Genomic DNA, 358 nt, shown 5'->3' on the forward strand with positions numbered 1-358 from the left:
TACCCATCGGCGGCTCGCAACAGTTGCCAGGTCGCCGCAATATCATGCAGGCGTTGCAGACCTCGCCACAGCGTTTTGACGCCCGGCTCACCATCCCCTTTGCGACCGAGGAAACCGCCGAGTTTCGCAATCCAGCGTACACATTGGCTGATACTCGGGGGGTCGGGCGGTAATTCAGTCGTTTGATGAATCGTGCAGTACAGGGCTTGCCATGAAATCAATTCAAAATTCAAAATGCAGAATTCAAAATGGCCGATCATTCCTGTTTTCGCTTCGTTTGGACTATTAAATGTCAAGTACATAGGCGTGTCGCGACAACTACATAGGCGGATGAGTCGTCGGCAAAGCGCGATCGGCA

1 pseudogene is annotated in these 358 nt (G+C 52.5%); it reads right to left on the reverse strand.

The annotated features are described in order from the left end of the window. Window positions 1-212, reverse strand: a pseudogene (locus JUK32_RS13560) (IS4 family transposase); the annotation flags it as partial. Window positions 213-358: the final 146 nt, after the last annotated feature.

The sequence above is a fragment of the Halomicronema sp. CCY15110 genome, from assembly GCF_016888165.1.
GTDB lineage: Bacteria > Cyanobacteriota > Cyanobacteriia > Phormidesmidales > Phormidesmidaceae > Halomicronema.